Source organism: Rathayibacter sp. VKM Ac-2929, assembly GCF_022815495.1.
Taxonomy (GTDB): Bacteria; Actinomycetota; Actinomycetes; order Actinomycetales; family Microbacteriaceae; genus Rathayibacter; species Rathayibacter festucae.
This window is the reverse complement of the sequence record NZ_JALGRV010000004.1, coordinates 146,115-166,210: the sequence shown is the minus strand read 5'-3', so window position 1 is coordinate 166,210 and position 20,096 is coordinate 146,115. Positions and strand designations below refer to the sequence as shown.

Below are 20,096 nucleotides of genomic sequence, written 5' to 3'. Positions count from 1 at the left end.
CCGCCGTCCCGGCTCGCGCAGGCCCGGCCGCGCGGCTCAGGCGCCGCGCCGGGTCTCCTCGACCCACTGGTCCAGCTTCGCCGTCGCGGCACCCGAGTCGACCGCCTGCGCGGCGCGGTCGAGCGCCGAGCGGAGGCGGTCGAGGATCGCCGTCCGGATCAGCCCCGGGTCGCGCGCCAGATCGAACGCGATCAGTCCCGCCGCCGCGTTCAGCAGCACGATGTCCCGCACCGGCCCCTCCTCGCCGGCCAGGACCGAGCGGACGACCTGCGCGTTGTAGCCGGCGTCGCGCCCGCGGAGCTGGTCGATGCTCGCGCGGCGCAGGCCGAGGTCGCGCGGGTCGAGGTCGTGCTCGACGACCGAGCCGCGCGAGACCTCCCAGATGTGGCTGTGCCCCGTGGTGGTCAGCTCATCGAGACCGTCGTCGCCGCGGAAGACGAGCGCGGTCGCACCGCGGGTCTGGAACACCCCGACGAAGAGCGGGACCCGGTCCAGGTGCGCGACCCCGACGGCGGACGCCTCCGGCCGCGCCGGGTTGCAGAGCGGCCCGAGGAAGTTGAAGACGGTCGGCACGCCCAGCTCGGCCCGCACGGGCCCGGCGTGGCGGAACCCCGGGTGGAACATCGCGGCGAAGACGAAGGCGATCCCCGTCCGGCGGAACACCTCGGCCACCCGGTCGGCGGAGAGCGTCAGATCGACGCCGAGCGCCGCGAGCACGTCGGAGGAGCCCGATGAGGAGGACGCCGCGCGGTTCCCGTGCTTGATGACCGGCGTTCCCGCGGCCGCCGCGATGATCGACGCGGTGGAGGAGATGTTGACCGTGCCGAAGCGGTCCCCGCCGGTCCCGACGATGTCGAGGGCCATCGGATCCACGTCCAGCGGCACCGCGTGCTCGAGGATCGCGTCGCGGAAGCCGACGATCTCGTCGACCGTCTCGCCCTTGGCGCGCAGCGCGATCAGCAGGCCCGCGAGCTGCGCCGGCGTGGCCTCGCCCTGCATCACCCGCTCCATGGCCCAGGTCGCCTCCGACACCGAGAGATCGGAGGAGTCGAGGAGGGAGCCGAGAATGAGCGGCCAGGACAGGGTTTCCGACATGGCTCTCAGATTATGCGACTACGAAGGCCCCACGGGAAGTGCGAGTTCCCCCCCTTGCGATCGTCCATAATGGTCTGTGTGACGAGCACCTCTCTCTCCCCCACGGCCACCGTGCCCGTAGTGAACCGACCCAACCCGGTCGCGGTCGGAACGATCGTCTGGCTGGGCAGCGAGGTCATGTTCTTCGCGGGCCTGTTCGCGATCTACTTCACCCTCCGCAGCACCTCCCCGGAGCTGTGGTCGGCCGAGACCAGCATCCTGAACGTCCCCTACGCGAGCGTCAACACGGTGATCCTGGTCGCCTCGTCGTTCACCTGCCAGTTCGGCGTCTTCGCCGCCGAGCGCCTGCAGCCCCGGTCCACCGGGCTCAGCCCGTTCAAGTGGGGCATGGTCGAGTGGTTCTTCCTCACCTACGCCCTCGGAGCGGTCTTCGTCTGCGGCCAGGTCCTCGAGTACGCGACCCTCGTCTCGGAGGGCGTCACGCTCTCGAGCAACGCCTACGGCTCCGCGTTCTACCTCACCACCGGCTTCCACGCCCTGCACGTGACCGGCGGGCTCATCGCCTTCCTGCTCGTCATCGGCCGCGCCTTCGCCGTCAAGAACTTCGGCCACAAGGAGGCGACCAGCGCGATCGTCGTGTCCTACTACTGGCACTTCGTCGACGTCGTCTGGGTCGGCCTCTTCGTCGTCATCTACTTCCTGAAGTGAGGCCAGCCGCCTCCATGCCCCACCACACTCCCGAACCCCGCAGGAAGGTTGCCTCGATGGCCTCCCCGAAGACGAAGAGCCGCGCCAAGAAGGGTCGCCGTCACCCCCTGGCCCCGCTGGCCCTGATCGCGATCGGCCTCGGCCTCACCGGCGGCACCTACGCGGCCGTCGGCGTCGCGACCTCCGCCTCCGCGGAGACCTCGGCCACCAGCCAGCAGACGATCGACGAGGGCTCGAAGCTCTTCGCCGCCAACTGCGCCACCTGCCACGGCCTCGACGCCGCGGGCACCGACAACGCCCCGTCGCTGATCGGCGTCGGCGCCGCCTCGGTCGACTTCCAGGTCGGCACCGGCCGCATGCCGATGCAGATGCACGGCCCGCAGGCCCTCGAGAAGCCGGTGCAGTTCACCGACGACCAGGTCGCCGAGCTGGCGGCCTACGTCGCCTCGCTCGCGCCCGGCCCCGCCATCCCCAGCGGCGAGGTCCTCGACGCCCAGGGCGACTCGGCCAACGGCGCCGAGCTCTTCCGGATCAACTGCGCGATGTGCCACAACGTCGCCGGCGCCGGCGGCGCCCTGACCGAGGGCAAGTTCGCTCCCCCGCTGGGCGGCGTCACCGAGGCGCACATCTACGAGGCGATGGTCACCGGCCCGCAGAACATGCCGGTCTTCAACGACCTCAACATCTCGCCGGAAGACAAGCGCGACATCATCTCCTACCTCAAGTACATCGAGGCCAACCCCTCCCCGGGCGGATTCGCTCTGGGCTCCCTCGGCCCCGTCGCCGAAGGCCTCTTCCTCTGGATCTTCGGACTCGGTTCCATCGTCGCCCTGACGGTGTGGATCACCGCACGATCCAACTAGCAGACACCGGCGCCCTGGCGGGCGCTCGACCCCCACGACGCCGAGCGGCGTCGACACGGCGTGAAAAGGAGAACCATGGCAGAGCACGATGAGGGTGGCACCGACCTCGCCACCTCGTCGGCCACCGGGCACGGGAGTGCTCCGGCCGGCACCGCGGTCGTGACGCGGGACCGCGTCCAGGACCCGGGCCTCCCGCCGCACCGCCCCCGGATGACCGACGTCGACCCCAAGGTCGCGAAGCGGGCCGAGCGCACGGTCTACACGCTCTTCTACCTCTCCTTCGCGGGCTCGATCTTCGCGGTGGCCGCCTACATGGCGTTCCCGATCACGGAGAACATCGAGTCGGTCCGGCTGAACACGCTGTTCATCGGCCTCGGCATGTCGCTGGCACTCCTGGGCATCGGCATCGCCGCCGTCCACTGGGGCAAGCAGCTGATGTCCGACCACGAGGGCATCGACATCCGCCACCCCGTCCGCAGCGCGGAGGACACCCGTGCCCGTGCGCTCGAGATCTTCGACCAGTCCGACAAGGAGTCCGGCTTCGGCCGGCGCTCGCTGATCCGCAACAGCCTCATCGGCTCGCTGATCGTCTTCCCCCTGCCCGCCGTGATCCTGTTCCGAGGCCTCGGACCGCAGGACCAGAACCCCGTCGCCCTCCTCAAGACCACGATGTGGCGCGAGGGCACGCGGCTCACCCTGGACCCCTCCGGAGCGCCGATCCTCGCATCGGACGTCACGCTGGGCTCCGCCTTCCACGTCATCCCCGAGGGACTCGACGAGGTCGAGGGCAAGCTGGAGGAGAAGGCCAAGGCCGCCGTCCTCCTGATGCGCCTGAAGCCCGAGGACCTGACCGTCAGCGAGGGTCGCGAGACCTGGAACTACGACGGCATCGTCGCCTACTCCAAGATCTGCACGCACGTCGGCTGCCCCGTGGCGCTGTACGAGCAGCAGACCCACCACCTCCTGTGCCCGTGCCACCAGTCGCAGTTCGACATCAAGCGCGAGGCCGAGGTCATCTTCGGTCCTGCGAAGCGCCCGCTTCCGCAGCTCCCCATCACCATCGACGCCGACGGATACCTGGTCGCCCGCAGCGACTTCACGGAGCCGGTCGGACCATCCTTCTGGGAGCGATGACACACATGTCCACCACCACACCTTCCCGCCCCGCGGCATCGCCCGCGGAGCCCGGCGACGGCGTCATCCTCGGCAGCGGCAAGCTGCAGAAGGGCTACGTCGGGGCCGCGTCGAACTACATCGACGAGCGCACGAGCATCTCGGCGGTCGTCAAGGAGTTCGGCCGCAAGATCTTCCCGGACCACTGGTCGTTCCTCCTCGGCGAGGTCGCGCTCTACAGCTTCGTGATCATCCTGCTGTCGGGCACCTTCCTCACCTTCTTCTTCCAGGCCTCCATGGTCGAGACGCACTACGAGGGCAGCTACCTGCCGCTCAAGGGCATCGAGATGTCCGCGGCGATGGCCTCGTCGCTCGACATCTCGTTCGACATCCGCGGCGGCCTGCTGATGCGCCAGATCCACCACTGGGCGGCCCTGCTGTTCGTGGCCTCGATCGGCCTGCACATGCTCCGCATCTTCTTCACCGGCGCGTTCCGCAAGCCCCGCGAGATCAACTGGGTCATCGGCTTCGTCCTCTTCATCCTCGCGATGGCCGAGGGCTTCACCGGCTACTCCCTCCCGGACGACCTGCTCTCGGGCAACGGCCTCCGCATCATCGACGGCATGGTCAAGGGCATCCCGATCGTCGGAACCTGGGTCTCGTTCCTCCTCTTCGGCGGCGAGTTCCCCGGCACCGACATCGTCGGCCGCCTCTACACGCTGCACATCCTGCTGCTGCCGGCGCTGGTGCTCGCGTTCATCGCTCTGCACCTCGTGTTCGTGGTCGTCCACAAGCACACCCAGTTCCCCGGTGCGGGCAAGACCGAGCAGAACGTCGTCGGCTACCCGGTGCTCCCGGTCTACGCCGCCAAGGCCGGTGGATTCTTCTTCATCGTCTTCGGTGTCGTCGTCCTCATCGCCTCGCTGTTCACGATCAACCCGATCTGGAACTACGGCCCGTACGACCCCTCCCCCGTCTCCGCCGGCACCCAGCCAGACTGGTACATCGGCTTCGCCGACGGTGCCCTGCGTCTGGTCCCGCCGGGACTCGAGTGGGCGATCCCGGGCCTCGGCACGATCTCGTTCAACATCCTCCTGCCGCTCTCCGTGGTCGGGCTGTTCATCGTCGTCGTCCTGCTCTACCCGTTCCTCGAGGCCTGGATCACCGGTGACAAGCGCGAGCACCACCTGCTCGACCGCCCGCGCAACGCCGCGACCCGCACCGCGATCGGTGCCGCCGGAGTCACGTTCTACGCCGTCCTCTGGGCTGCGGCGTCCTCCGACATCATCGCGACGCACTTCCACCTCACGATGGAGGGCGTCATCCACGCCCTGCAGTTCCTCCTCTTCGCCGGTCCGGTCATCGCGTACTTCGTCACGAAGCGCATCTGCCTCGCCCTGCAGAAGAAGGACCGCGAGATCGCCCTGCACGGCTTCGAGTCCGGTCGCATCGTCCGCCTTCCCGGCGGCGAGTTCATCGAGGTGCACCAGCAGCTCGACGCGTACGAGCGCTGGAAGCTGGTCGGCCAGGAGGAGTACGAGCCCCTCATGATCCGCCCGGACTCCCGCGGCCGCATCACCGCCCCGGAGCGCGTGCGCGCCGGCCTCTCCCGCTGGTTCTTCGAGGACCGGATCACCCCCGTCACCCAGAAGGAGCTCGAGAGCTCGCACAGCGAGCACTGACTCCTCCCCCGAAGGGCCCGGACGCACAGCGTCCGGGCCCTTCGTCGTCCCCTGTTCGACCACCCCTCACAGAGCGCGGACACCACCGGTCGAGCGGCACCCCCGCACGGCAGAGTCCGCCCCCTCATGCTGACTGAGTAGCGCGCACCGCGGGCACATCGAGATCCACCACTGTCAGAACGCGAGTCTGCAGACCCGCCCTGCTGAGGACCCCTGGTCTCGATACGCCCCTACGGGGCTGTTCGACCAGCATGGACAGCACGGCCGCCCTCATGCTGATCGACTAGCCCGCGCAGCGGGCGTATCGAGATCCACCACCGCCAGAACACGAGTCTGCAGACCCGCCCTGCTGAGGACCCCGGGGCTCGATACGCCCCTGCGGGGCTACTCGACCAGTATGGACAGCACGGCCGCCCTCATGCTGATCGAGTAGCCCGCGCAGCAGGCGTATCGAGATCCACCACCGTCAGAACGCGACTCTGCAGACCCGCCCTGCTGAGGACCCCTGGTCTCGATACGCCCCTACGGGGCTACTCGACCAGCATGGACAGCACCGCCGCCCTCATGCTGATCGAGTAGCCCGCACAGCGGGCGTATCGAGATCCACCACCGTCAGAACACGAGTCTGCAGACACGCCCTGCTGAGGACCGCTGGTCTCGATACGCCCCTGCGGGGCTACTCGACCAGCAAGGAACGCTCCTCCCCCACCCACCCGAGGCGAAGCGGCACGGCAGCGCTCGGAACCATGCTGATCGAGTAGCGACCGCAGGTCGCGTATCGAGATCCAACCACGCCGGAAGACCCAGTCCGCAGACCCGCACTGCGGAAGGAACCGGCTCTCGGCACGCCGCGGGGGCTACTGGACCATCGCGTCGGCGTGCCTCTGTCGAACGCCCTTGTCGCGCGGAGTCGATGATGCTGATCGAGTAGCCCGCGAAGCGCGGCGTATCGAGATCCACCACCCTCAGAACACAAGCCTGCAGACCCGTCCTGCTGAGGAAGCCAGGTCTCAGTACGCCCCTGCGGAGCTACTCGACCAGCATGAAGGGTGCTCCGCCCTTCCAGACTCCCCGGAACGGATGCAGGCAGTCGGCTGAGGCCCGTGACGGGTCCGCTCGCGGCCCAGTGACAGCACGAGTGGAGTCGGGGCGGCCTCAGGGGGCCCTTCAAAGCCTGTTTCGCGCCCGTCCGTGTGTTGGACGCTCGGAGGCAGACCTCAGACGCCCAGACCCGCCCTGCGGGCTCCCTCGCGCCACGCGAAAGGGCCGGGTGCCGGAGATCGAAACCTCCTGCACCCGGCCCTCGGAGCCGTGCAGTCCGCCTAGCGGGCGAAGTACCCGCGGTAGTACTCGTACACCCAGCCGGCGATGGCGACCAGGAAGAGGCCGACCGCGATGTAGGTGATCCAGAAGCCGACCGCGAGGCCGAGGAAGGCCAGCGCAGCGGAGCCGCCGAGGATCAGCGGCCACCAGCTCCACGGGCTGAAGAAGCCCAGCTCGGGATCACCGTCGTCGATGTCGGCGTCGAGGCGGTCCTCGGGCAGCTCGGCGCCCTGGGCCTTGTGCACCCGACCGACGTAGAAGGCGATGAAGCCGCCCAGCACCGACGAGAGCGCGATGCCCACGGTGCCGACCCACTCGACCTGGCCGGTGTCGATCAGCGACCAGAGGATGTAGGTGACGTCCGCGAGGAGGAAGAACCCGGCGAGCAGCCAGAACAGATTGACGTTGGCGCGCATGGCCCTACTTCACCGTGCCTTCGGACTTGTCGTACGTGGGGGCGTCCGGAGCGTCCTTCGCCGGACCGATGCCGACGGGGATGCCGGCCTCGGGGTGGTTGAGGTCGAAGGCCGGAGCCTCGCTGCGGATGCGCGGGATGGAGGTGAAGTTGTGCCGGGGCGGCGGGCAGGAGGTCGCCCACTCGAGCGAGCGAGAGAAGCCCCATGGGTCGTTCACCGTGACCTTCGGCGCCTTGCGGGCCGTGATGTACACGTTGAGGAAGAACGGGATGAGCGAGACCGCGAGGATCATCGCGCCGATCGTCGACAACTGGTTCATCCAGGTGAAGCCGTCCTCGGGCAGGTAGCTCGCGTAGCGGCGGGGCATGCCCACGACTCCGAGCCAGTGCTGGATGAGGAAGGTGGTGTGGAAGCCGATGAACAGCAGCCAGAAGTGCCACTTGCCCAGGGTCTCGTTCAGCATCTTGCCGGTCCACTTGGGCCACCAGAAGTAGAAGCCCGAGAACATCGCGAACACGACGGTGCCGAACACCACGTAGTGGAAGTGCGCGACGACGAAGTACGAGTCGGACACGTGGAAGTCCAGCGGCGGCGACGCGAGGATGACGCCGGTAAGGCCACCGAAGGTGAAGGTGATCAGGAAGCCGATCGCCCAGATCATCGGGGTCTCGAACGTCACCGATCCGCGCCACATGGTGCCGATCCAGTTGAAGATCTTCACGCCGGTCGGGACCGCGATGAGCATCGTCATCAGCGAGAAGAACGGCAGCAGGACCGAGCCGGTGACGTACATGTGGTGCGCCCACACGGTCACGGACAGAGCGGCGATCGCGATGGTCGCGTAGATCAGCGTCTTGTAGCCGAAGATCGGCTTGCGGCTGAAGACCGGGAAGACCTCGGAGACGATGCCGAAGAACGGCAGCGCGATGATGTACACCTCGGGGTGGCCGAAGAACCAGAACAGGTGCTGCCAGAGCAGCACGCCGCCGTTGGCCGCGTCGTAGATGTGCGCATCGAACACGCGGTCGGCACCGAGGGCGAACATCGCGGCGGCGAGGACCGGGAAGGCCAGCAGCACGAGGATCGACGTCACCAGGATGTTCCAGGTGAAGATCGGCATGCGGAACATCGTCATGCCGGGGGCGCGCATCGTGATGATCGTGGTGATGAAGTTCACCGCACCGAGGATCGTGCCGAAGCCGGACAGCGCCAGGCCGAAGACCCAGAGATTGCCGCCGAGCCCTGGCGAGAACGTCGTGCTCGAGAGTGGCGCGTAGGCGAACCAGCCGAAGGACGCGGCGCCCTGCGGGGTGATGAAGCCGGCGACCGCGATCAGCGAGCCGAAGCTGTAGAGCCAGTAGGCGAACGCGTTGAGTCGCGGGAACGCGACGTCCGGAGCGCCGATCTGCAGCGGCATGAGGACGTTGGCGAAGCCCGCGAAGAGCGGCGTCGCGAACATCAGCAGCATGATCGTGCCGTGCATCGTGAAGAGCTGGTTGTACTGCTCGCGGGTCTCGACCACGGCGAGGCCGGGCTCGAAGAGCTGGGCGCGGATGACCAGGGCCATCACGCCCGCGATGCAGAAGTAGATGAACGAGGTGATCAGGTACATGTACCCGATGACCTTGTGATCGGTGGACGTCATCCAGCGAACGAGGACGTTCGCCTTGCGCTCGACCGGCGGTGTGCCGAATGAGCGGGACGGGGCGGGTGCTGTGGCGGTGCTCATGCTCCCTCTACTCCTCGTTCTCGGTGCGGGCCGGCGCGCCGGTGCCGGGCAGGTTGCTGTTGCGGTCGTACTCGGCGCCGAGCTGGCCGGTCTGGCCCGCATCGCGCAGCGACTGGATGTAGTCGTCATACTCGCCCTGCGAGACGACCTTCACGTTGAAGAGCATCGCGGAGTGGTACTCGCCGCAGAGCTCGGCGCACTTGCCGGCGTAGGTCCCCTCCTTGAGCGGCGTGACGTACATGTAGTTCGTCTTGCCGGGGATCATGTCCTTCTTGTAGAGGAAGTCGACGACCCAGAAGGAGTGGATGACGTCGCGGGCGTCGAGCTGGATCTTGATCTTCTGGTTCACCGGCAGATAGAGCGTCGGGACCTCGGACTCGACCAGCGAGCCGGCGCCGTCGGCGCTGTCCTCGTACTGGCCCTGGATGCCTGCGGAATAGACGTCCTCGTCGACGTAGTTGAAGTCCCACGCCCACTGCTTGCCGTACACCTGGATGGTCTCGTCCGGGTCGTCGTAGGCCTGCTCGATGGCGGCCTGGTCGCGCGCGGTGAAGGCGAAGAAGCCGATCACGAGGATCAGCGGCACGATCGTGTAGAAGATCTCGATCGGCATGTTGTAGCGCAGCTGCACCGGGAGGCCGGTCTGGCCCTTCCGGCGGCGGTAGACGACGACCGCCCAGATCGTCAGGCCCCAGGTGATGACACCCACGGCGAGCAGGACGATCCAGGAGGTGACCCAGAGTCCGATGACCCGGTCGACGTGGTTCGTCGTGCCGGGTTCGGTGGGGAGCCAGCCCTGCAGCTGCTCCTGCGTGCAGCCCGCGAGGACGAGGGCGAGAGCTCCTGCGACGGGTACTGCGACCCATCGGCGGAGACGGCGATTGAAGCGCACCGGTGACCTTTCGGAAGACTGGGGACCAGTTCACACGAAACTGTATTAGACCGGCCCTAGCCTACCCGCCGTCGTCGGCAGGGAGTGCATCGGCACCCGCTCTTGACCTCTCGCCGAAGTGGTGCTGCAACGGCGAACGGCGCCCGGCCGCCCGCCGGAGCGGGGAGTCGGGCGCCGTTCGAGCGGGCCGTGCGGCGTGTCGCCGCGGGTGATCAGTGGAAGCTGTCGCCGCAGGCGCAGCTGCCGCCGGCGTTGGGGTTGTCGATGGTGAAGCCCTGCTTCTGGATGGTGTCCTCGAAGTCGATCGAGGCGCCGTCGAGGTAGGGGACGCTCATTTTGTCGACGACGAGGCCGACGCCCTCGAACTCGACCGCCGCGTCGCCGTCGAGCGTGCGCTCGTCGAAGTAGAGCTGGTAGATCAGGCCGGAGCAGCCGCCGGGCTGGACGGCGACGCGCAGGCGCAGGTCGTCGCGGCCCTCCTGCTCGAGGAGGCTCTTCACCTTCGCGGCGGCGACGGGGGTCATCGAGACGCCGTGCGCCGCGGTGGTGGTGCTGGCGGTCAGTGTCGTGTCGGACATGTCACTCCTCGGTGGGATCGGTCGGAACGGAGCCGAGCGTGAACAGCGCTGGCGGGATCGGACGGCGTGCTGCCGACGATTCTACGGTGGCAACCCGGGCGCGGGCCGGGCTATTCCGAATCGCTCAGGCCCGGTGCTCGGCGGCGCGCAGCAGGAACAGCGCCTCCGTCTGCGCCGCGCGCTGGAAGACGCCGAGGTGGAGGGACTCGTTCGGGCTGTGCGCGCGCGAGTCCGGGTCCTCGACGCCGGTGACCAGGATCTGCGCGTCCGGGAACTCGCGCACGAGGTCGGCGATGAAGGGGATGCTGCCGCCGACGCTGGTCTCCAGCGGCGCACGGCCCCAGGCGTCGGCCATCGCCTGCTCGACCAGGCCGACGGCCCAGCCCGAGGTGTCGACCAGGAAGGGCTCCCCCGTGTCGATGTCGGCGATCTCGAGGTGGGCGCCGAACGGGGCGTGCGCCCGCAGGTGCCGCTCGAGGGCGGTGAAGCCCTCCTGCGCCTCCTGGCCGGGAGCGATGCGGGCGCTGATCTTGACCCGCACCGACGGGCTGAGGGTGTTGGAGGCGTCCACCACGCTGGGCGCGTCGATGCCGGTGACCGTGATCGACGGCTTCGACCAGATCCGGGAGAGGAGGGGACCGGAGCCGATCGGCGAGACCCCGTCGAGGAGGCCGGAGTCGCGGCGCAGGTCCTCCTCGGTGGTCTCCGGAACCACACCGTCGTGCTCGGTGAGCCCGGCGACCGCGACCGAGCCGTCCTCGTTCCAGAGCGTGTCGAGGAGGCGGATCGTCGCGAGCATCGCGTCGGGCACCGCGCCGCCGAGCATGCCCGAGTGCGAGGCGTGGTCGAGGGTGCGGACGGTGAGGGTCAGCGTGACGTTGCCGCGCAGGCCCACGGTGAGCGAGGGGGTGTCGATGTCCCAGTTGTCGCTGTCGGCGACCACGATCACGTCGGCCCGCAGCGCGTCGTGGTGCTCGCGGAGGAAGGTCGGGAACGAGCGGGAACCGAACTCCTCCTCGCCCTCGATGAAGAGCACGAGGCCGAGGTCGTGGTCGTCGCCCGCCACCCGGCGCAGGGCCCGGACGGCGGCGAGGTGCGAGACCACGCCCGCCTTGTCGTCCGCGGCACCGCGGCCGTAGAGACGGTCGCCGCGCACGGTCGGCTCGAACGGCGGCGTCTCCCACGCCTCCTCCGCCCCCTGCGGCTGGACATCGTGGTGGGCGTAGAGCAGGACGGTGGGTGCGCCGTTGCGTGCGGCCCGCGTCGCGAGGACGGCGGGCTGACCGAGGAGGTCGGAGTCGCCGAGGGTGGAGCTGCGGATCGAGACCTCGTCGAAGACACCCGTCTCCCGGGCGAGCTCGGCGATCGCCTCGGCGCTGGCGGCGACGCGGGTGGCGTCGAAGCCGTCCCAGGAGACGGAGGGGATCCGGACGAGCCGGCCGAGCTCGCCGAGCGAGCGGGGCAGGTCGTCGCGCACGGCGGCGAGCACCTCCTCCTCGGCGGCGGACAGGGTGGAGGACGGAGTCGGAGCGTCGTGAGCCATGGAGGTAATCTTAAGAGACCCTCGATTCCAAGGACGTTCCCCTGTGGCCAAGCACCCGATCGCACCCGACACCCCCGACGACGCCGACGTGACGGCCATCGGGAAGGGCCGGCCGACCCCGACGCGCCGCGAGCAGGAGCTCGCCCGCAAGCGTCCGCTGGTCGTGACCGACCGCAAGCAGGCCGCGCGGGACGCCCGCGTGAAGACCGCGGAGCTGCGCGAGCAGGCGCGCGTCGGCATGGCCGCCGGCGACCAGCGCTACCTGCCGGTGCGCGACAAGGGCCCGCAGCGCAAGTACGTCCGCGACTACGTCGACGCGCGCTTCAGCTTCGGCGAGTTCCTCATCCCGGTGATGGTCGTCGTGCTGCTGATCAGCTTCTTCCCGCAGCCCGAGCTCGCCTCGCTCACCCTGATCATCCTGTGGGCGTTCTTCCTGCTCGCCGTCCTCGACTGCATCCTGCTGGGCCGCCGCCTGAAGAAGAAGCTCGCCGAGCGCTTCGGCGGCGCCGACAAGGTCGAGAAGGGCATCCCGTGGTACGCCGCGATGCGCGCCCTGCAGCTGCGCGTGATGCGCCTGCCCAAGCCTCAGGTCAAGCGCGGAGCGTTCCCGGCCTGACCCGGCGGCGCGAACCGGGCCGGCAGAGGCCGGACCGGTCCCGGCGCCCTCGGACTACGCGGCGCGCAGCCTGGCGAGCCCGCGGTTGATCTGACGGCCCCAGAGCGGACCGCGGAAGACGAACGCCGAGTAGCCCTGCACCAGCGTCGCGCCGGCGTCGAGCCGCTCCTGCACGTCCTCCGCGGTGTCCACTCCCCCGACGGAGATCACGCAGAACTCCGCGGGGACGACACCGCGGATGACCCGCAGCACCTCGAGTGCGCGCGCGGCGAGCGGAGCGCCGGAGAGCCCGCCCGCTCCCGCACGCTCGACGACGGCGCGGTCGGTGCGCAGTCCCTCGCGGGACAGGGTGGTGTTCGTGGCGATGACGCCGGCGAGGCCGAGGCGCACCGCGAGCTCGGCGACGCGGACGACCTCCTCGTCCGAGAGGTCCGGCGCGATCTTGACCAGCAGCGGAGTCGTGTCCGCCGCCTCGGCGACCGCGGCGAGCAGCGGCTCGAGCTTGTCGATCTCCTGCAGGCCGCGCAGACCCGGGGTGTTCGGCGAGCTGACGTTGACGACCAGGTAGTCGGCGAGCGGCGCGAGCATCCGGGCGCTGACCAGGTAGTCCTCGACCGCGTCGTCGACGTCGACCACCCGGCTCTTGCCGATGTTGACGCCGATCACGGGGCGGCCCCGGGCACTGCGCAGGCGGGCGAGGCGACCGGCCGCCGCACGGGCGCCGTGGTTGTTGAAGCCCATCCGGTTGATCAGCGCGCGGTCGGCGATCAGCCGGAAGAGACGCGGGCGGTCGTTGCCGGGCTGGACGCGGGCGGTCAGCGTGCCCACCTCGACGTGGCCGAAGCCGAGCGCGCCGAGACCGAGCACGGCGGTCGCGTCCTTGTCGAAGCCGGCGGCCACGCCGAACGGCGTCCGGAAGCGCAGGCCGAGCGCCTCGACCGAGAGGTCGGCGCGCGGCACGGTGAGCCGGCGGACGAGCGGGGCGACGGGGCCGAGCGCCTGGATCACCGGGAAGGCGAGGTGGTGCGCACGCTCGGGATCGAGGCGCTTGAGCACGGTGGAGAACAGCAGCGGGTACACGGCGGCCCTCACAGCTCGTCGGCGGTGTGCAGGGCGGCGGGGCGCTCGGCGCGCAGCAGGGCGATCGCCGACTCGAAGTCGTCGAGGGAGTCGAACGCCTGGTAGACGCTCGCGAAGCGCAGGTAGGCGACCTCGTCCAGCTCGCGGAGGGGGACGAGGATGGCGAGGCCGATGTCGTTCGCGTCGATCTGCGAGGCGCCGGTGGAGCGGAGGTTCTCCTCGACCCGCTGGGCGAGCACGGCGAGGTCGGTGTCGGTCACCGGGCGGCCCTGGCAGGCCTTCCGGACGCCGCTGACGATCTTCTCGCGGCTGAACGGCTCCACGACTCCACTGCGCTTGATCACGACGAGGCTCGCCGTCTCGGTGGTGGAGAAGCGGCGGCCGCAGGACGGGCACTGGCGGCGGCGGCGGATGGAGAGGCCGTCGTCGCTGGTGCGCGAGTCGATCACGCGGGAGTCGGGGTGCCGGCAGAAGGGGCAGAACATCTCGGGTGCCTCTCGAGGTCAGGCGAAGCGGGCGTCGACGGCGTCGCCGTGCGCGGGGAGCGCCTCGGCGTCGCTCAGCGCGCGGATGTGCGGGGCGACCCGCTGCAGGGCGGCGCGGTCGTAGGAGACGAGCTGCTGCGGGCGGAGGAAGGTGTGCGCGCCGAGACCGGAGGAGAAGCGCGCCTGCCCGAGGGTCGGCAGCACGTGGTTGGAACCGGCCAGGTAGTCGCCGAGGCTCACCGGGGTGGTCGGGCCGAGGAAGACGGCGCCGGCGTCGTGGATCCGCTCGGCGGTGGCCTCGGGGTCGACGGTGTGCAGCTCGAGGTGCTCGGGGCCGTAGGCGTCGCTGAACGCGCAGGCGATCTCGAGGTCGTCGACGATCACGAGGGCCGACTGCGGACCGGAGAGGGCGATGCCGACGCGCTCGGAGTGCTGGGTGCGCCCGGCCTGCTCGACGATCTCGCGGCCGACGGCCTCGGCGAGGGCAGGATCGTCGGTGACGAGCACGGCGGAGGCGGCCTCGTCGTGCTCGGCCTGGCTGACCAGGTCGGCGGCGATCAGGCGCGGGTCGGCGCTGGAGTCGGCGATGACGAGGATCTCGGTGGGTCCGGCCTCGGAGTCGATGCCGACCTGGCCGAGCACCTGGCGCTTGGCGGTGGTGACCCAGACGTTGCCGGGACCGGTGATGATGCTGACCGGGTCGAGGCCGAGGGAGTCGACACCGTAGGCGAGGGCGGCGACCGCTCCCGCGCCGCCCATCGCGTAGACCTCGTCGACGCCGAGGAGCCCGGCGGCGGCGAGGATCGTCGGGTGCACGGAGCCGCCGAACGCCTTCTGCGGTGGCGAGGCGATCGCGACGGAGCCGACGCCGGCGACCTGGGCGGGCACGGCGTTCATGATCACGCTGGAGGGGTAGACGGCCTTGCCGCCGGGGACGTAGAGGCCGGCGCGGCCGACGGGCTGCCAGCGCTGGGTGACGGTGGCGCCGTCGTCGAGCACCGTGGTGCGGGCCGGCGGGATCTGCGCGGCGCTGGCCTTGCGGACGCGGACGATCGCCTCCTCGAGGGCCGCGCGGATCGCGGGGTCGAGGTCGCGGACCGCCGCGGCGATCTCCTCGGCGGGCACGCGCAGGTGCGGCGGGCGGACGCCGTCGAGGCGCTCCGCCTGCTCGAGCAGCGCTTCGGCGCCGCGCGCGCGGACGTCGGCGATCAGCTCGGCGACGACGGGCCCGACGGCGGCGGAGGTGCCCGGATTGCGCGGAACGAGGGCGAGGAGCTCGGCGGCGGACGGACGTCGCCCCCGCAGATCGAGAGTCTGAATCATGGCCGCCCCAGCCTACCGGCCGCGCTCGCGCCGCTCCCCCGCGGGCGCCTCCCGCGCCGTCCAAGCGCGATCTCGAGACGCCGCCCCGCACCGGTCGCCGGGTCTCGAGACGCCGCTCCGCGGCTACGCGACCAGCATGTGCAGCGCGCGCCGCGTCGGCGCGGCTCAGTACAGGCAGTTCGGACCCAGCAGGCTCTTCAGCTCGCCGAAGAGGTCCGGGGTGATCCGGACCGGGAACGGGACCTCGAAGACGCGGGCCGTGTCGCCCTTGATCAGCTTGAGGCGGACCTCTGTGCGGCCGGAGTGGCGGATGAGCACGTCGCTGAGCTGCGAGACGGTGTCGGTGGTCGCACGCGACTCCGGCATCGAGACGGTCAGCGGCCCGGAGTCGCCGTCCTGGCTCATCTCGGGAGCGAAGAGGCTGAACGCGTGCAGGTTCATGCCGTCGTCGCGCATGCTGACGCGGCCGCGCACGACGACGATGGAGTCGTTCGTCAGCGCCGGAGCGAACTCCTGGTACGCCTTGCCCATGAACATGCAGGTGATCTCGCCGCCGAAGTCCTCGACCTGGATCATCCCGTACTGGTTGCCGGAGGCCTTCGCCATCCGGTGCTGCACGCTCGTGACGAGTCCGGCGACGACCACCGTCTCGCCGTCGCCGATCGACTCCGAGACCAGGAGGTCGGCGATCGTCGTGCTGTAGTGCTTGGCCAGCTCCGTCTCGAGCCCGGCGAGCGGGTGATCGGAGACGTAGAGGCCGAGCATGTCGCGCTCGAAGGCGAGCTTGTCCCGCTTGGCCCACTCCGGCCGGGTCGGCACCTGGATCGCGGCCTGCGGCTCGTCCCAGAGGCTGTCGAAGTCGAACCCGACCTGGCCGTTGGCCTCGTTGCGCTTCTCGCCGACGGCGGCCTCGACCGCGTCCTCGTGCACCTCGACGAGCGCGCGCCGGGTCGAGCCGAGCGAGTCGAACGCGCCCGCCTTGATCAGCGACTCGATGGTGCGCTTGTTCGCGACCGGGAGCGGCACCTTGCGGAGGAAGTCGTGGAACGACTCGAAGCGCCCCTTCTCCTCCCGGGCGACCCGGATGCCCTCGACGACGTTGGTCCCGACGTTGCGGACGGCACCGAGGCCGAAGCGGATGTCGGGCCCCACGGCGGTGAAGAAGCCGATCGACTCGTTGACGTCCGGCGGCAGCACCTTGATGCCCATCCGTCGGCACTCGTTGAGGTAGGCGGCCATCTTGTCCTTGGAGTCGCCGACGCTGGTGAGCAGCGCGGCCATGTACTCCGCGGGGAAGTGCGCCTTGAGGTAGGCGGTCCAGTAGGAGATGACGCCGTACGCGGCCGAGTGCGCCTTGTTGAACGCGTAGTCGGAGAAGGGCAGCAGGATGTCCCAGAGGGTCTTCACCGCGGCCATCGAGTAGCCGTTGTCGGCCATGCCGCCGGAGAAGCCCTCGAACTGCTTGTCCAGCTCGGACTTCTTCTTCTTGCCCATCGCGCGGCGGAGCAGGTCGGCCTGCGCCAGCGTGAAGCCCGCGAGCTTCTGCGCGATCGACATCACCTGCTCCTGGTAGACGATCAGCCCGTAGGTGCCGCCGAGCACCTCGGCGAGCGGCTCCTCGAGCTCCGGGTGGATCGGGGTGATCTCCTGGACGCCGTTCTTCCGCAGCGCGTAGTTGGTGTGCGAGTCGGCACCCATCGGGCCCGGCCGGTAGAGCGCGAGGACCGCGGAGATGTCCTCGAAGTTGTCGGGCTTCATCAGGCGCAGGAGCCCGCGCATCGGCCCCCCGTCGAGCTGGAAGACGCCGAGCGTGTCGCCGCGGGCCAGCAGCTCGTAGGCGGCCGGGTCGTCGAGCGCGAGGTCCTCGAGGACGAGGTCCTGACCGCGGTTGGCGCGGATGTTGTCGAGGGCGTCGTCGATGATCGTGAGGTTCCGCAGCCCCAGGAAGTCCATCTTGATCAGGCCGAGCGACTCGCACGCGGGGTAGTCGAACTGCGTGACGATCTGGCCGTCCTGCTCCCGCTTCATGATCGGGATGATGTCCTTGAGCGGATCGCTCGACATGATCACGCCGGCCGCGTGGACGCCCCACTGGCGCTTGAGGTTCTCCAGGCCCAGGGCCGTCTCGAAGACGAGCTTCGCCTGCGGGTCCTCGGCGATGACGTTCCGGACGTCGAGCGCCTCCTTGTAGCGCGGGTGCTCGGGGTCGTTGATCCCGGTCAGCGGGATGTCCTTGCCCATGATCGCGGGCGGCATCGCCTTGGTCAGCTTCTCGCCCATCCCGAACGGGAAGCCGAGCACGCGCGACGCGTCCTTGAGCGCCTGCTTCGCCTTGATGGTGCCGTAGGTGACGATCTGCGCGACGCGCTCGTCGCCGTACTTGTCGGTGACGTAGCGGATGACCTCGCCGCGGCGACGGTCGTCGAAGTCGACGTCGAAGTCGGGCATCGAGACGCGGTCGGGGTTGAGGAAGCGCTCGAAGATCAGGCCGTGCTTCAGCGGGTCGAGGTCGGTGATCTTCATCGCGTAGGCGGCCATCGAGCCGGCTCCGGAGCCGCGGCCCGGGCCGACGCGGATGCCGTTGCGCTTGGACCAGTTGATGAAGTCGGCGACGACGAGGAAGTAGCCCGGGAAGCCCATCTGAAGGATGACGCGGGTCTCGTAGTCGGCGCGGTCGCGCACCTCCTGGGAGATCCCGTCCGGATAGCGCTCGTTGAGCCCGGCCTCGACCTCCTTCACGAACCAGGTGTCCTCGGTCTCGCCCTCGGGGACAGGGAAGCGCGGCATGTAGTTCGCGGAGGTGTCGAACTGCACGTCGCAGCGCTCGGCGATCAGCAGCGTGTTGTCGCAGGCCTCGGGGTGGTCGCGGAAGACCTGGCGCATCTCGCGCGGGGACTTGAGGTAGAACTCGTCCGCGTCGAACTTGAAGCGCTTGGGGTCGTCGAGCGTGGTGCCCGACTGCACGCAGAGCAGCGCCGCGTGCGAGGTGGCGTCGTGCGCGTGGGTGTAGTGCAGGTCGTTCGTGGCCACCAGCGGCAGATCGAGGTCCTTCGCCAGCCGGATCACGTCGCCGATGACGCGGCGCTCGATGTCGAGGCCGTGGTCCATGATCTCGGCGAAGTAGTTCTCCTTGCCGAAGATGTCGCGGTAGTCCGCGGCCGCCTGGCGCGCCTCCTTGTACTGCCCGAGGCGCAGGCGCGTCTGCACCTCGCCGCTCGGGCAGCCGGTGGTCGCGATGAGGCCCTCGGAGTGCTCGGCGAGGATCTCGCGGTCCATCCGGGGCTTGAAGTAGTAGCCCTCGATCGAGGCGCGCGAGGAGAGCCGGAAGAGGTTGTGCATGCCGGTCGTCGTCGAGCTCAGCAGCGTCATGTGCGTGTAGGCGCCCGAGCCGGAGACGTCGTCGCCGCCGCCGTCGCCCCAGCGGATCCGGGTCTTGTCCGAGCGGTGCGTGCCGGGGGTGATGTACGCCTCGGTGCCGATGATCGGCTTGATCCCCGCCGCGGTCGCGGTGCGCCAGAAGTCGAAGGCGCCGAACACGTTGCCGTGGTCGGTGACGGCGATCGCCGGCATGCCCTCCTCCACCGCCGCGTCGATCAGCGGCTTGACCCGGGCGGCACCGTCGAGCATCGAGTACTCGCTGTGCACGTGCAGGTGGACGAAGGAATCGTTACTCGGCAAAGGATGCGCCTCCGACGGACTGCGGGCAGGGAGACCGAAAGTCTACCCGCGTCACTCCCCGCGGAGGACGTCCAGCGCGTGCGCGAGGTCGTCCGGGTAGGTCGCCTCGAACTGCACCCACTCCCCCGTGCCCGGGTGGGTGAAGGCCAGCCGCACGGCGTCCAGCCACTGCCGGGTGAGGCCGAGGCGCTTGGAGAGCGTGGGGTCGGCTCCGTACATCGCGTCGCCCACGCAGGGGTGGCGCTGGGCCGCCATGTGCACGCGGATCTGGTGCGTCCGGCCGGTCTCGAGCCGGATCTCGAGGAGCGAGGCGAAGGGGAACGCCTCGATCGTCTCGTAGTGCGTGACCGAGGGCTTGCCGTCGGCGCGGATCGCGAACTTCCAGTCCGAGGAGGGGTGGCGTCCGAGCGGCGCGTCGATCGTGCCGGTCAGCGGATCGGGGTGCCCCTGCACGACGGCGTGGTAGATCTTCTCGACCAGCCGGTCGTGGAAGGCGCGCTTGAGGTGGGTGTACGCGCGCTCGGACTTCGCGACGACCATCAGGCCGCTCGTGCCGGCGTCGAGCCGGTGCACGATGCCCGCCCGCTCGGCGGCGCCGGAGGTCGAGATCGTGAAGCCTGCCGCGGCGAGGGCGCCGAGCACGGTCGGGCCCTCCCAGCCGACGGCCGGGTGCGCCGCGACCCCGACGGGCTTGTCGATCACCACGATGTCGTCGTCGTCGTGGACGATCCCCAGGTCGGGGACCGCGATCGGGACGATGCGCGGCTCCTCGCGGGGACTCCACTCGACGCTGAGCCAGGCGCCCGCGGCGACGCGATCGCTCTTGTCGAGGACCCGGCCGTCGGCGGTGACGCCGCCGGCGTCGATGACCTCGGCGGCGAAGGTGCGCGAGAAGCCGAGGAGCTTGCCGACGGCCGCGTCGGCGCGGAGGCCGGCGAGTCCGTCGGGGACGGGCAGCGCGCGGGACTGCAC

16 protein-coding genes are annotated in these 20,096 nt (G+C 69.7%); 5 read left to right on the top strand and 11 right to left on the bottom strand.

Going from position 1 to position 20,096, the window contains the following annotated elements; genetic code table 11:
* Positions 1 to 36: 36 nt before the first annotated feature.
* On the bottom strand, positions 37 to 1,095 hold the full coding sequence (trpD, locus tag MT355_RS13330) for an anthranilate phosphoribosyltransferase (protein WP_243599903.1): 1,059 nt from the start codon (positions 1,093 to 1,095) through the stop codon (positions 37 to 39).
* 69 nt (positions 1,096 to 1,164) lie between these two features.
* Here trpD and MT355_RS13325 point away from each other — a divergent pair, with 69 nt between their 5' ends.
* The 4 genes from MT355_RS13325 (at position 1,165) to MT355_RS13310 (ending at position 5,461) form a co-directional block, all read left to right on the top strand.
* Positions 1,165 to 1,803 carry a heme-copper oxidase subunit III gene (locus MT355_RS13325; protein ID WP_243599902.1) on the top strand — a complete coding sequence of 213 codons (639 nt, stop codon included), beginning with the start codon at positions 1,165 to 1,167 and terminating at the stop codon, positions 1,801 to 1,803.
* Between the two features lie 56 nt (positions 1,804 to 1,859).
* A complete protein-coding gene (locus MT355_RS13320) occupies positions 1,860 to 2,666 on the top strand; it encodes a c-type cytochrome (RefSeq protein WP_243599901.1) in 807 nt (268 codons plus the stop codon).
* Between the two features lie 75 nt (positions 2,667 to 2,741).
* On the top strand, positions 2,742 to 3,800 hold the full coding sequence (locus tag MT355_RS13315) for a ubiquinol-cytochrome c reductase iron-sulfur subunit (protein ID WP_123735879.1): 1,059 nt from the start codon (positions 2,742 to 2,744) through the stop codon (positions 3,798 to 3,800).
* 5 nt (positions 3,801 to 3,805) lie between these two features.
* Positions 3,806 to 5,461, top strand: a complete 1,656-nt coding sequence (locus MT355_RS13310; RefSeq protein ID WP_132436337.1) for a ubiquinol-cytochrome c reductase cytochrome b subunit — start codon at positions 3,806 to 3,808, stop codon at positions 5,459 to 5,461.
* A 1,322-nt stretch (positions 5,462 to 6,783) separates the two neighbouring features.
* On the opposite strand, the gene MT355_RS13305 is transcribed toward MT355_RS13310, so the two are convergent.
* The 5 genes from MT355_RS13305 to MT355_RS13285 all read right to left on the bottom strand — a co-directional run bounded on the left by MT355_RS13305 (position 6,784) and on the right by MT355_RS13285 (position 11,942).
* Positions 6,784 to 7,200 carry a cytochrome c oxidase subunit 4 gene (locus MT355_RS13305; RefSeq protein WP_123446154.1) on the bottom strand — a complete coding sequence of 139 codons (417 nt, stop codon included), beginning with the start codon at positions 7,198 to 7,200 and terminating at the stop codon, positions 6,784 to 6,786.
* A gap of 4 nt (positions 7,201 to 7,204) precedes the next feature.
* Entirely contained in the window at positions 7,205 to 8,929 is a 1,725-nt protein-coding gene (ctaD, locus tag MT355_RS13300) for a cytochrome c oxidase subunit I (RefSeq protein ID WP_123446153.1), read from the bottom strand.
* A gap of 7 nt (positions 8,930 to 8,936) precedes the next feature.
* On the bottom strand, positions 8,937 to 9,821 hold the full coding sequence (gene coxB / locus MT355_RS13295) for a cytochrome c oxidase subunit II (protein WP_123446152.1): 885 nt from the start codon (positions 9,819 to 9,821) through the stop codon (positions 8,937 to 8,939).
* Positions 9,822 to 10,033: 212 nt separating this feature from the next.
* Positions 10,034 to 10,399, bottom strand: a complete 366-nt coding sequence (erpA, locus tag MT355_RS13290) for an iron-sulfur cluster insertion protein ErpA (protein WP_123446151.1) — start codon at positions 10,397 to 10,399, stop codon at positions 10,034 to 10,036.
* 124 nt (positions 10,400 to 10,523) lie between these two features.
* On the bottom strand, positions 10,524 to 11,942 hold the full coding sequence (locus MT355_RS13285; protein ID WP_243599900.1) for a dipeptidase: 1,419 nt from the start codon (positions 11,940 to 11,942) through the stop codon (positions 10,524 to 10,526).
* 43 nt (positions 11,943 to 11,985) lie between these two features.
* On the opposite strand from MT355_RS13285, the gene MT355_RS13280 reads away from it, so the two are divergent.
* On the top strand, positions 11,986 to 12,558 hold the full coding sequence (locus MT355_RS13280; protein WP_243587142.1) for a DUF3043 domain-containing protein: 573 nt from the start codon (positions 11,986 to 11,988) through the stop codon (positions 12,556 to 12,558).
* A 54-nt stretch (positions 12,559 to 12,612) separates the two neighbouring features.
* On the opposite strand, the gene MT355_RS13275 is transcribed toward MT355_RS13280, so the two are convergent.
* From MT355_RS13275 to MT355_RS13255, 5 genes are all read right to left on the bottom strand, one after another.
* Positions 12,613 to 13,638 (bottom strand): quinone-dependent dihydroorotate dehydrogenase, encoded by a 1,026-nt coding sequence (locus MT355_RS13275; protein ID WP_243600276.1) that lies wholly within the window; start codon positions 13,636 to 13,638, stop codon positions 12,613 to 12,615.
* Positions 13,639 to 13,646: 8 nt separating this feature from the next.
* Positions 13,647 to 14,123 (bottom strand): transcriptional regulator NrdR, encoded by a 477-nt coding sequence (gene nrdR, locus MT355_RS13270; RefSeq protein ID WP_123446147.1) that lies wholly within the window; start codon positions 14,121 to 14,123, stop codon positions 13,647 to 13,649.
* Between the two features lie 18 nt (positions 14,124 to 14,141).
* Entirely contained in the window at positions 14,142 to 15,446 is a 1,305-nt protein-coding gene (gene hisD / locus MT355_RS13265; protein WP_243599899.1) for a histidinol dehydrogenase, read from the bottom strand.
* 165 nt (positions 15,447 to 15,611) lie between these two features.
* Positions 15,612 to 19,073 (bottom strand): DNA polymerase III subunit alpha, encoded by a 3,462-nt coding sequence (dnaE, locus tag MT355_RS13260; RefSeq protein ID WP_243600275.1) that lies wholly within the window; start codon positions 19,071 to 19,073, stop codon positions 15,612 to 15,614.
* 102 nt (positions 19,074 to 19,175) lie between these two features.
* Positions 19,176 to 20,096 carry an RluA family pseudouridine synthase gene (locus tag MT355_RS13255; RefSeq protein ID WP_123733325.1) on the bottom strand — a complete coding sequence of 307 codons (921 nt, stop codon included), beginning with the start codon at positions 20,094 to 20,096 and terminating at the stop codon, positions 19,176 to 19,178.

What these genes read in the sequence shown, in the direction of transcription:
- trpD (WP_243599903.1), bottom strand. Translation starts at nt 1,095, where the DNA reads ATGTCGGAAACCCTGTCCTGGCCGCTCATTCTCGGCTCCCTCCTCGAC.
- MT355_RS13325 (WP_243599902.1), top strand. Translation starts at nt 1,165, where the DNA reads ATGGTCTGTGTGACGAGCACCTCTCTCTCCCCCACGGCCACCGTGCCC.
- MT355_RS13320 (WP_243599901.1), top strand. Translation starts at nt 1,860, where the DNA reads ATGGCCTCCCCGAAGACGAAGAGCCGCGCCAAGAAGGGTCGCCGTCAC.
- MT355_RS13315 (WP_123735879.1), top strand. Translation starts at nt 2,742, where the DNA reads ATGGCAGAGCACGATGAGGGTGGCACCGACCTCGCCACCTCGTCGGCC.
- MT355_RS13310 (WP_132436337.1), top strand. Translation starts at nt 3,806, where the DNA reads ATGTCCACCACCACACCTTCCCGCCCCGCGGCATCGCCCGCGGAGCCC.
- MT355_RS13305 (WP_123446154.1), bottom strand. Translation starts at nt 7,200, where the DNA reads ATGCGCGCCAACGTCAATCTGTTCTGGCTGCTCGCCGGGTTCTTCCTC.
- ctaD (WP_123446153.1), bottom strand. Translation starts at nt 8,929, where the DNA reads ATGAGCACCGCCACAGCACCCGCCCCGTCCCGCTCATTCGGCACACCG.
- erpA (WP_123446151.1), bottom strand. Translation starts at nt 10,399, where the DNA reads ATGTCCGACACGACACTGACCGCCAGCACCACCACCGCGGCGCACGGC.
- MT355_RS13285 (WP_243599900.1), bottom strand. Translation starts at nt 11,942, where the DNA reads ATGGCTCACGACGCTCCGACTCCGTCCTCCACCCTGTCCGCCGCCGAG.
- nrdR (WP_123446147.1), bottom strand. Translation starts at nt 14,123, where the DNA reads ATGTTCTGCCCCTTCTGCCGGCACCCCGACTCCCGCGTGATCGACTCG.
- hisD (WP_243599899.1), bottom strand. Translation starts at nt 15,446, where the DNA reads ATGATTCAGACTCTCGATCTGCGGGGGCGACGTCCGTCCGCCGCCGAG.
- dnaE (WP_243600275.1), bottom strand. Translation starts at nt 19,073, where the DNA reads ATGCTCGACGGTGCCGCCCGGGTCAAGCCGCTGATCGACGCGGCGGTG.